General features: G+C 36.1%; 6 protein-coding genes and 1 pseudogene. All 7 read left to right on the top strand.

Annotated elements, in window-relative coordinates:
- Positions 1 to 2,592: 2,592 nt before the first annotated feature.
- A pseudogene (locus tag ER639_RS12635) lies at positions 2,593 to 4,527 on the top strand (lectin-like domain-containing protein); the annotation flags it as partial.
- On the top strand, positions 4,528 to 4,944 hold the full coding sequence (locus ER639_RS09800; RefSeq protein WP_483306242.1) for an LPXTG cell wall anchor domain-containing protein: 417 nt from the start codon (positions 4,528 to 4,530) through the stop codon (positions 4,942 to 4,944).
- Positions 4,945 to 5,073: 129 nt separating this feature from the next.
- Positions 5,074 to 6,282 carry an accessory Sec system protein translocase subunit SecY2 gene (secY2, locus tag ER639_RS09795; protein ID WP_129065611.1) on the top strand — a complete coding sequence of 403 codons (1,209 nt, stop codon included), beginning with the start codon at positions 5,074 to 5,076 and terminating at the stop codon, positions 6,280 to 6,282.
- Between the two features lie 9 nt (positions 6,283 to 6,291).
- Entirely contained in the window at positions 6,292 to 7,827 is a 1,536-nt protein-coding gene (gene asp1 / locus ER639_RS09790; RefSeq protein ID WP_129065610.1) for an accessory Sec system protein Asp1, read from the top strand.
- Positions 7,811 to 9,367, top strand: coding sequence for an accessory Sec system protein Asp2 (asp2, locus tag ER639_RS09785; protein ID WP_129065609.1), 1,557 nt, complete (start codon positions 7,811 to 7,813; stop codon positions 9,365 to 9,367). The genes asp1 and asp2 overlap by 17 nt, the downstream gene beginning before the upstream one ends.
- On the top strand, positions 9,354 to 10,172 hold the full coding sequence (asp3, locus tag ER639_RS09780; protein WP_164993417.1) for an accessory Sec system protein Asp3: 819 nt from the start codon (positions 9,354 to 9,356) through the stop codon (positions 10,170 to 10,172). Before asp2 ends, asp3 begins: the two co-directional genes overlap by 14 nt.
- Positions 10,173 to 10,176: 4 nt before the next feature.
- Positions 10,177 to 12,558 (top strand): accessory Sec system translocase SecA2, encoded by a 2,382-nt coding sequence (gene secA2, locus ER639_RS09775; protein WP_129065607.1) that lies wholly within the window; start codon positions 10,177 to 10,179, stop codon positions 12,556 to 12,558.
- Positions 12,559 to 12,562: the final 4 nt, after the last annotated feature.

The following is a 12,562-nucleotide window of genomic DNA, read 5'->3' as shown; positions in this document are numbered from 1 at the left end:
TCAGTAAGTGAATCAACATCAGGTTCTATTTCAGAGTCAACAAGTGGTTCAATTAGTGAATCAACATCAGGTTCTATTTCAGAATCAACAAGCGGTTCAGTAAGTGAGTCGACTTCAGGATCAGTATCGAATAGTGAATCGACATCAGGTTCAATTTCAGAGTCAACAAGTGGATCAATTAGCGAATCAACATCAGGTTCTATCTCAGAATCGACAAGTGGTTCAATTAGTGAGTCGACTTCAGGTTCAGTTTCAGAATCGACAAGTGGATCAGTAAGTGAATCGACATCAGGATCAATTTCAGAATCGACAAGTGGATCAGTAAGTGAATCAACATCAGGTTCAATTTCAGAATCGACAAGTGGATCAGTAAGTGAATCGACATCAGGATCAATTTCAGAATCAACAAGCGGTTCAGTAAGTGAATCAACAAGCGGTTCAGTAAGTGAGTCGACTTCAGGATCAGTATCGAACTCAGAATCAACAAGTGGATCAGTAAGTGAATCAACATCAGGTTCTATCTCAGAATCGACAAGTGGTTCAATTAGTGAGTCGACTTCAGGATCAGTATCAGAATCAACAAGTGGATCAATTAGTGAATCAACATCAGGATCAATTTCAGAATCAACAAGTGGATCAGTAAGTGAATCAACATCAGGTTCAGTTTCAGAGTCAACAAGTGGTTCAGTATCAAATAGTGAATCAACAAGTGGTTCAATTAGTGAATCTACTTCTGGATCAATTTCAGAATCAACAAGCGGTTCAATTAGTGAATCTACTTCTGGATCAATTTCAGAATCAACAAGTGGATCAGTAAGTGAATCAACATCAGGTTCAGTATCAGAATCAACAAGTGGATCAATCAGCGAATCAACATCAGGTTCAGTATCAGAATCAACAAGCGGTTCAATTAGTGAATCTACTTCTGGATCAATTTCAGAATCAACAAGTGGTTCAATTAGTGAATCAACATCAGGTTCAATTTCAGAATCAACAAGCGGTTCAGTAAGTGAATCAACATCAGGTTCAGTATCAGAATCAACAAGCGGTTCAGTAAGTGAATCAACATCAGGTTCAGTATCAGAATCAACAAGCGGATCAATTAGTGAATCTACTTCTGGATCAATTTCAGAATCAACAAGCGGTTCAATTAGTGAATCTACTTCTGGATCAATTTCAGAATCAACAAGTGGTTCAATTAGTGAATCTACTTCTGGATCAATTTCAGAATCAACAAGCGGTTCAGTAAGTGAATCAACATCAGGTTCAGTATCAGAATCAACAAGTGGTTCAATTAGTGAATCAACATCAGGTTCAGTATCAGAATCAACAAGTGGATCAATCAGCGAATCAACATCAGGTTCAGTATCAGAATCAACAAGTGGATCAGTAAGTGAATCAACATCAGGTTCAGTATCAGAATCAACAAGTGGATCAATCAGCGAATCAACATCAGGTTCAGTATCAGAATCAACAAGCGGTTCAATTAGTGAGTCGACGTCAGGTTCAGTATCAGAATCAACAAGTGGATCAATCAGTGAATCGACATCAGGTTCTATTTCAGAATCAACAAGTGGATCAGTAAGTGAATCGACATCAGGTTCAATCTCAGAATCAACAAGTGGATCAGTAAGTGAATCAACATCAGGTTCAGTTTCAGAGTCAACAAGCGGTTCAGTAAGTGAATCAACATCAGGTTCAATTTCAGAATCAACAAGCGGTTCAGTAAGTGAATCGACATCAGGTTCAATTTCAGAGTCAACAAGTGGATCAGTAAGTGAATCGACATCAGGTTCAGTTTCAGAATCAACAAGCGGTTCAGTAAGTGAATCAACATCAGGTTCTATGTCAGAGTCAACAAGTGGATCAGTAAGTGAATCGACATCAGGTTCAGTTTCAGAATCAACAAGCGGTTCAGTAAGTGAATCAACATCAGGTTCAGTTTCAGAATCAACAAGCGGTTCAGTAAGTGAATCGACATCAGGTTCAATTTCAGAGTCAACAAGTGGATCAGTATCTAACTCAATGAGCGGATCGGTATCACAATCGACATCTGGATCAGTAAGTGAATCAACAAGCGGTTCAACTTCAGAGTCAACAAGTGGTTCAATCTCTAACTCAATGAGCGGATCGGTATCACAATCAACGTCAGGTTCAGTAAGTGAATCAACATCAGGTTCAGTTTCAGAATCAACAAGCGGTTCAGTAAGTGAATCGACATCAGGTTCAATTTCAGAGTCAACAAGTGGTTCAGTATCTAACTCAATGAGCGGATCGGTATCACAATCAACGTCAGGTTCAGCAAGTGAATCGACATCAGGTTCAGCAAGTGAATCGACATCAGGTTCAATCTCAGAGTCAACAAGTGGATCAGTATCTAACTCAATGAGCGGATCGGTATCACAATCGACATCTGGATCAGTAAGTGAATCAACAAGCGGTTCAACTTCAGAGTCAACAAGTGGTTCAATCTCTAACTCAATGAGCGGATCGGTATCACAATCAACGTCAGGTTCAGTAAGTGAATCGACATCAGGTTCAATTTCAGAATCAACAAGTGGATCAGTATCTAACTCTATGAGCGGATCAGTATCACAATCGACTTCAAGTTCAACTTCAGAATCAACAAGCGGTTCAGTAAGTGAATCAACATCAGGTTCAGTTTCAGAATCAACAAGTGGATCAGTAAGTGAATCAACATCAGGTTCAGTTTCAGAATCAACAAGCGGTTCAGTAAGTGAATCAACATCAGGTTCTATGTCAGAGTCAACAAGTGGATCAGTAAGTGAATCGACATCAGGTTCAGTTTCAGAGTCAACAAGTGGTTCAGTAAGTGAATCAACATCAGGTTCAGTTTCAGAATCAACAAGCGGTTCAGTAAGTGAATCAACATCAGGTTCTATGTCAGAGTCAACAAGTGGTTCAGTATCTAACTCAACGAGCGGATCAGTATCAGAATCAACAAGTGGATCAATCAGCGAATCAACATCAGGATCAATTTCAGAATCAACAAGTGGTTCAGTATCTAACTCAATGAGTGGATCAGTATCACAATCGACATCTGGATCAGTAAGTGAATCAACAAGCGGTTCAACTTCAGAATCAACAAGTGGTTCGGTATCTAACTCAATGAGCGGATCAGTATCACAATCAACATCAGGTTCAATTTCAGAATCAACAAGTGGTTCAGTATCTAACTCAACGAGCGGGTCAGTATCACAATCGACATCTGGATCAGTAAGTGAATCAACAAGCGGTTCAACTTCAGAGTCAACAAGTGGTTCAGTATCTAACTCAATGAGCGGTTCGGTATCACAATCAACGTCAGGTTCAGTAAGTGAATCAACATCAGGTTCAACTTCAGAGTCAACAAGTGGTTCAGTATCTAACTCAATGAGCGGATCGGTATCACAATCGACATCTGGATCAGTAAGTGAATCAACAAGCGGTTCAACTTCAGAGTCGACAAGTGGTTCAGTATCTAACTCAATGAGCGGATCAGTATCACAATCAACGTCAGGTTCAGTAAGTGAATCGGCATCAGGTTCAATTTCAGAATCAACAAGTGGTTCAGTATCTAACTCAATGAGCGGTTCGGTATCACAATCAACGTCAGGTTCAGTAAGTGAATCAACAAGCGGTTCAACTTCAGAATCAACAAGTGGTTCAGTATCTAACTCAATGAGCGGATCGGTATCACAATCGACGTCAGGTTCAGTAAGCGAATCGACATCAGGTTCAATTTCAGAGTCAACAAGTGGTTCAGTATCTAACTCAATGAGTGGATCAGTATCGCAATCAACGTCAGGTTCAGTAAGCGAATCAACAAGCGGTTCAATTTCAGAGTCAACAAGTGGTTCAGTATCTAACTCAATGAGTGGATCAGTATCACAATCGACATCTGGATCAGTAAGTGAATCAACAAGCGGTTCAATTTCAGAGTCAACAAGTGGTTCAGTATCTAACTCAATGAGCGGATCAGTATCGCAATCAACATCAGGTTCAATTTCAGAATCAACAAGTGGTTCAATCTCTAACTCAATGAGCGGATCGGTATCACAATCAACGTCAGGTTCAGTAAGCGAATCAACAAGCGGTTCAACTTCAGAGTCAACAAGTGGTTCAGTATCTAACTCAATGAGCGGATCGGTATCACAATCAACGTCAGGTTCAGTAAGTGAATCAACATCAGGTTCAACTTCAGAGTCAACAAGTCGTTCAGTATCTAACTCAATGAGCGGATCGGTATCACAATCGACATCTGGATCAGTAAGTAAATCAACAAGCGGTTCAACTTCAGAGTCAACAAGTGGTTCAGTAAGCGAATCAACATCAGGTTTAATTTCAGAATCAACAAGCGGTTCAGTATCTAACTCAATGAGTGGATCAGTATCAGAATCAATAAGTGATTCAATGAGCGAATCGATTTCAGGTTCAGTTTCAAATTCAATGAGCACATCAGTATCAACATCAGTAAGTACATCAGAATCTGTAAGTACATCTATTTCAAATAGCAACTCAGATTCAATGGTAATTACTCCAGTAGAACCACCAACACCAACAAATGGTGAAGGTCCTATTGAAGATGTAGCGCCTTGGGAAGAGGGTGTTACGCCTCCAACACCAACGAATGGTGCCGGCCCTATTGATGATGTAGCACCTCATGAAGAAGGTCTTCCACCGACGCCAACAAATGGTGATGGTTCTATTGACGATGTAGCACCATTTGAAGAAAATGTTCCTACAACGCCAACAAACGGTGCGGGTCCTATTGATGAGGTTGCACCTAATGAAGAAGCACCTAATAAATCTTTACAATCTTTACCAGATACTGGTGAACATAATAACGGTATCTTTGGTGCAGCTATTGCATTCTTAGCTGGTCTTGGTTTACTTAAAAAGAAAAAGAAAGACGATGAAGACAAAGAGGGTAAAGAAATTTAATAATCGCATTTAATATTATTAAAAGCACAAACAGCACAAACACGCATTTCGTGTTTGTGCTTTGATATAATATTAAATAATACGTTAAAATAAAGTATAAATATTTTTTGAGAAAATTGAGGTCAATTTATGAGCAAACATTATATCGAGATGAATGAGAGAAAGACAGTCTTTAGACGATTAGCTTACACGTGTATGCTATTGATCATCTTCATTTTAGGGAATCGTATCGTCGTTTTAAAAACACCTAACAATTTAAATATCGATTCGATTTATAAAATGACGGCTTCTAACTTAGGGGGAAATTTAGATTCGATTAATATATTCTCATTAGGGCTTGGTCCGTGGTTAACGGCTATGATTTTTATTAGTTTGTATTATTTTAAATATCCTAAAAAGATGGCGAAAAAGGCGAAGTTTGAAACGAGTATTCAGGAACGTGCGTTTACTTTAATTTTAGCGTGTGTGCAAAGTTACTTTATTGTGAAGCGTACTTTTCTTGAAAATCCTGATCAAATTTACTCTGAGTGGGTGGCAATGTTAATTCTTGTCGCAGGGTGTATGTTATTGATTTGGATTGCGGATTTAAATGCAGTCAATGGTATTGGTGGTCCTATGCCTATTATATTTATTGGGATTGTAAAAAGTTTTTTAAGTCATGGAAACATCTTTAAAACGATTGCACCGAATGTATTGTGGATTGCTTTAGCGTGTATTTTGGTAGCGTTTATGGTGTTATTGCTACTTGAGTTATCTGAATACCGTATTCCGTATTTAGATATTATGAGTGCTTCTGATCCGTATCAAAAGCCTTATATTTCATGGAAGTTAAATCCTAGTGGTAGTTTAGCGATGATGATTACTATTTCTTTATTTATAAGTTTAAAATATTTCGCTGACTTTTTTGGTCATGTGTTTGGTAAGAAACATATTGATTCTAGTTATTTAGCTTTTTCGAGTCCTATTGGAATTACGATTTTTATTGTGATGTTATTTTTATTTGGTTATTGGTTAAGTTTATTTATGCTTGGGCCAAAGCAAAAAGCTGAACAGTTTCAAAAGAGTGGTAACTTCTTTAATGGCATTCAACCAGGTAAACCGACTGAGCAGTTTATTCGAAAAAAAGCGAGACGTATTAGTTTTATTGGTGCCTTTATTGTGGCGGTTATTATTGGTGCACCGTTATTTGCAACGTTGTTATATCCAAAAATTTCTCAAGAAATTTATTTAGCGATTCAAATTATTATGGTGATTTATATTGCTTTGAATATGATTGAAGCAATTAGAACGTTATTGTATTTCGATAAGTACGAAGGATTCTTAAAAAAGTATTGGTAAGGAGATTATATGAAATATTTTATTCCAGCTTGGTATTATACTGAAGGATGGTGGCACGATCGTGCGCGTCCTTATTATGATGCTTCACACACAAAGTCAGAGTTTGATGATATGGTCAGTTTGATGGGCATGTATTATAACAATGACAAGCCTTTTCATATGATTGTTTTAAATTATTTTACTGATTTAAGAACATTTTTATATCGTAATCAATTGTTTGAAACGTCTTATTGGTCTGTTTTTGATAATATCCAAGGGTTTGAGCAATTGACACCGAAACCGATTGATTTTAGAGATTTGAACTGGCCTGAAGGGACGGATTTTATTTATACACCTTATACGGTCCGTGCCATTACGAGTGAATCAACGTATTCGATCATTCATTTCTCCCAAACGGGTTATTTGATTTGGATTGAATCTTATACGGATAAGGTAAAGACGCATCGTTACGTATTTGATGATAGAGGTGTGTTGTCTTCTATTGTTAGTTTCAATGCCAATAATGAACCGATCTTACTAAAGTTAATGAGTGTTGACGGTGATGTGGTTTTAACGGAAGACATTCAAACGGGTATTGTAACCATTGAGGAAGGTTATCGTGATCAATTTTCACAAGTGCAATATCAAACGATGCCTGAATTGATTGAAGAACGATTGAAAGGTTATTTGTCTAAGTTGCCTAAAGCGCAAGTAATTGCTGCAAGTGATGAACGTCATTTAGCTGTATTAAATCGCATCATCAGCAGTGAAAATTTAACGTATTCCGTGTTTACGAAACGTAATAAGGTCATCTCAGAACAAATGTTGGATGCAATGCTTCATGCGAATCATTGGATTGTAGATACTCAAGAAAATGAAAAGTTACTTGAACAAAATAAACCATCTGATTTATTGCGTGTCACACCGTTTAATACACAAATGATGAGTGGTGTGAGTAGTCAGTTGTATGACACGTATATTGGTGTCAATATTGATGGGATTGAAGAGCAGCGTGTGCTTAATATTGTAGATGATTTAGTGGAATATGTGAAAGACAATGAACGAATGAAGATTACGCTAATCACTCGCGAGGATGCATATACGAAACAATATTTAAATCAAGTGATTGAAGATATTAATACATATTTCTTAGAGCAAGAAGATAATTTTGAACTGTTTAATAAAGAGGAAATTGAAGCAGCTAAAGTGATTAAGTTGATTAGTGTACCTTTTGAGAATGATTTAATTAAAGCCATTAGCGAAATCCGTTTATTGATTGATTTGAATCAAGAGCCCGATTTATTCTTACAGATTTGCTGTATTTCTGCAGGTATTCCTCAAGTCAATAGTCGTGAAACGGATTATGTGTTAGATAATGTGAACGGGATGATTATTAACAATGATGAAGATTTGATTTTAGCATTGAATTTTTATTTAGCGGTATTAAAAAATTGGAATAAATCTTTGGCATATACCATGAAGTTAACTCAAAAATATGCATCGATTAATATTATCGAACAATTAGAGCGATTTATTGAAGGGGAAGCATATGAGAAAAAAGTTTAAAGTATTACAAATTGGTCCAAATTCTTATAAAGATGAATTTAATTATTTAAATAATGTGTACTGGGAAGTACTTCATGAAAGTTTGTTGTCACAACCAGACACAGTTTTAGAGAATATGGCGTATATCTTAAAAAAGGTGAAAACATTTGATTTTATTTTAATTGAAACTGAAATATCAGATGGATTACTAACGATACTGAATCAATTGATTGCGCCTTACAATACATATGTTGTGAGTAATTATTGGGATGGATTTAAAGACTTGCAGATTTCACATGACATGTTAATTCGTGAGTTTAAAGCGGATAATCATGATCACTTAATTGAACGTATAAAGTCGATTGCATTTGTTGGGCAATATGGGGATAAAATTCATCCAAAAAGCATTATTCCAAATGAGATGTTTAAAGGCGATGTTTATCACCAGGGAAATAAATGTATTGTTTTTGAAGGAGATTTCGGTACAGACTTTCAACCGCTTGCCACTTGGCAGTACAACATTTTCTATGAACGTGATAAAGTGTTAGAAATTTGGCCAGAGTTTAAATTAGAAGGCGATGTTGATATTCAATTGACTTTTAGAATGCAACACAGTGGATCAATTGATGAAATCTTCGAAGAATTTACAGTTTCATTAAGCGAACTGGATGAACCGATAAAGATTTCACGAAGAGAATATGAGGCGTTCCTTGCTGTAAGTATTCAAGCTAAGGGGACAGGTAAGATTGCTTTAGGTGCATTGCATCGTCGTTGGAGTCGTTTAGAGTTTGGTAGCTTCTTAATGGGAGGTAACCGTTTTTCTGATGGAGACCGTGATGAATTTATTTATTACTTCAACCCAGGTGATTTAAAGCCACCATTAAATGTGTACTTCAGTGGTTATCGTACGGCTGAAGGATTTGAAGGTTACTTTATGATGAATATGTTTCATGCACCATTTTTATTAATAGGGGACCCACGTCTAGAAGGTGGTTCGTTCTATATGGGTTCAGAGGAATACGAAAATAAAATCAAGTCTGTCATATTAGAAAGTCTAGACTATTTAGGATTTAAAGAGACGGATTTAATATTATCAGGATTATCGATGGGATCGTTTGGTGCATTGTATTATGGTGCACAGTTAAATCCTACTGCAGTCATTGCAGGGAAACCGCTTGTGAATATCGGTACCATAGCAGATAACATGAAATTGCTAAGACCAAGAGATTTCGGGACTGCCAATGATATGGTTTATGCATTAACCGGTGGAACAGACCAAGAGCATATCCACGAATTGAATAATAAATTTTGGGAAGTATTTAGTACACAAGAGTTAAAAAATACGACATTTGGTTTATCTTATATGGAAAATGATGACTATGACTTATTTGCATTTGATGATTTATTGCCTATTTTAACGAAACGTAAAGCAAAGACGATAAGTAGAGCGATTACTGGACGACATAATGATGATTCTTCAACAATCAATAACTGGTTTATTCACTTCTTTAATATTATTTTACAAACGAAATTTGGGAGAGCTTCTTATGAGCGAAAATAAATACGAAGTTTATTGGAAATACATCAGTGCCAATACATTTATGTATGGTACGACGTTACGCTTTAAAGATGGCGTTCTTTTTGAAAATAAATTAATGCCATCTGGGACAGTGATTCATGAATGGTTAATGACAACACAGTATTTCAAAGACCGTCATGTACCAGCACTACCAATTTTAAAGCGTGGACAAGACTATCAAATTGAATTTGATGTTGAAGAATCACCTCAAAATAGCGTTTACTTTAAGATATTATTTTATAGACGTAATAACAGTTTGATCGATACGCTCATTATTGAAGACAAAACTGCAATGTTTCATTTTCCAAAAGATGCATACAGTTATAAAATTGAAATGATGAGTGGCAGTGTCGTATCTTTTCATTTTAAGAAAATCGTCATTCGTCCTAAAAATTATGGGTTAGATCAACTGTTTAGTGATGTGATACGTCCTTCAACTGGACCAATCAATATGATCATTAAAGAACCGTCACAATTTTATCATCGCATTCATGATACTGCGATTGCACATTTAAATAACGTTGTGATTTGCGATACGCTAGATATTGAAGCGATAAAATCGTATGTCGGCACAAATCCTGTGAACTTTATTGGCATGGGTGTACAATCAAATCAATTGGCTTTAAAGCTTGCAGAAACTTTGAAACAGCGTGCATTTATTAGTCACCACGGGAACTTTGATGGCATGATTTATTCACAAAAAGAAGATGTTATATTTGTCGAAAGTTATATCAATCAAAGCCATTGCTTAAAGCAATTGAAGATGTCTGTATTAGAAAATAGGTGAAAACATGAATAAATGGATTAATACGACGATAAATGAAGTACGATTAAAAGGATTAAAAAAAATCTTAAAAAATGTGGTGACGTTATCTGAACAATATGCTGATTTATCTGATGAAGCGTTGCAAAATAAAACAGTAGAATTTAGAAAGCGTCTTGGCCAAGGGGAAACATTAGATCAATTGATGCCTGAAGCATATGCGGTTTGTCGAGAAGCAAGTCGCCGTGTACTTGGGATGTATCCTAAAGAAGTTCAAATACTTGGTGCAATTGTGATGCATCAAGGGAATATTGCTGAAATGCAAACAGGTGAAGGTAAAACTTTAACCGCAACAATGCCAATGTATTTAAATGGATTAAAAGGTATTGGGAATTTTTTAGTTACGACAAACGACTATTTGGCCAAACGTGACTATTTAGAAATGAAGCCACTTTATGAATTTTTGGGGTTAACAGTTAATTTAGGGTTTGTTGATGAACCGAACTATGATTATAAACCTGGAGAAAAGAAAGCTTTATATGAAGCGGATATCGTTTATACAACGAATGGTATTTTAGGTTTTGATTATTTAATTGATAATTTAGCAGACCACATTAAAGGGAAATTTTTAAGTCCTTTGAAATATGCCTTAATTGATGAAATCGATTCAATCATTTTAGATGCCGCACAAACCCCATTGGTCATTTCAGGGGTGCCTCGTGTTCAGTCGAATTTATATTTAAATGCGAAAGAATTTATTGATACTCTTGGTGAAGAAGATTATGACTTTGAAGAAGACGAAAAAGAAATTTTCTTAACTGAAAAAGGGATTAAAAAAGGAGAGCATTACTTTAATTTATCGATGATGCATCAAAAACGTTATTTTGATATTGTGAGAATGCTAAATTTAGCATTACGCGCGAAGTTTTTATTTGAAAGTAACGTTGATTATTATGCTAAAGATGGAGAAGTCGTGTTGATTGACCGTACGACAGGGCGATTACTTACGGGAACTAAACTCCAATCTGGTTTACATCAAGCGATTGAAGCACGTGAAGGCGTAAAGTTATCAACCGATTTAAGTGCGATGGCAACCATCACTTTCCAAAATTTATTTATGCAATTTGATAATTTTTCTGGGATGAGTGCCACTGCAAAACTAGGTGAAAGAGAGTTTTCGGATTTATATTCTAAAGTAGTCATCCAAATACCAACTGATAAACCTGTAATTCGTCAAGATTTAGAAGATAAAGTGTTTATTGATCAAGATTCTAAAAACATTGCGATTTTAGAACATGTGTTAGAAGTGCATGAGACAGGCCGACCGATATTATTAATCACAAGAACCGCAGACGCTGCTGAATATTTTTCAGAGTTTTTGTTTCAACAAAATATTCCAAACAACTTATTGATTGCACAAAATGTTGCAAAAGAAGCGCAAATGATTAAGGAAGCGGGACAATTAGGTGCAGTAACCGTTGCTACAAGTATGGCTGGTCGTGGTACCGATATAAAATTAGATGCCCCATCTTTAGCACTCGGTGGACTATACGTCATTGTCAATGAACATATGGAGAATAGCCGTGTTGATAGACAGTTACGTGGCCGCTCGGGGCGTCAAGGTGATCCAGGTACGAGCCAAATATATATTTCATTAGAAGATTATCTTGTAAAAAAATGGGGACAAGACAGACTTATTGACCGCAGAGAAACTTTGTTAGAAAATAAAGCACGATTTGAGCAGAGTAAAATCTTGCATAAACGTATTGCAACTATTGTGAAAAAAGCACAAGTCGTATCAGAAGAAAATGCAATGATTGCTAGACAAATGTCTAATGAATTTGAGAAAAGTATCAGTATTCAAAGGCTTCATGTCTATCAAGAGCGTGATAGAATTTTACAATCAACTGACTTTAAACAATTTAAATTTAGAAAGATTGCAGAAGAAGTATTTACGTCATTTGTTGAAAATGCTGAGAAATTGGATGAAACGATATTAATGGGTTATGTGTATAAAAATATCAGTTTTCAGTATGATGAACCTTTTGATGATAATGTTTTACTTTCTAAACAAGCGACGGTCGCATTTTTAATGGACTTGTTTGAGAAGCAATTGATTGAGAATAAATCCATCATCAATCACGAGGCGATGTATAAAGAATATCTTCAAAAAGCGATATTAAAAGCTGTTGATACTGCTTGGATCAAACAAGTGGACCAATTAACACAATTAAAAAGTGCGGTAGGTAACCGTAATGGACATCGAAATGTCGTGAGTGAATATCACAAGGTGGCATTAGAGTCTTATGAAGGAATGAGTCATAATATTTATGAACGAATCGTAAGAAATATTTGTTTAAGTATTATTTCTTTTGACCATAAAGGAAACATGATTGTTCATTTTCCATAATAAC

The organism is Macrococcus sp. DPC7161, assembly GCF_004117835.1.
GTDB lineage: Bacteria > Bacillota > Bacilli > Staphylococcales > Staphylococcaceae > SDSC01.
This window is presented reverse-complemented; position numbering and strand designations above follow the sequence as displayed.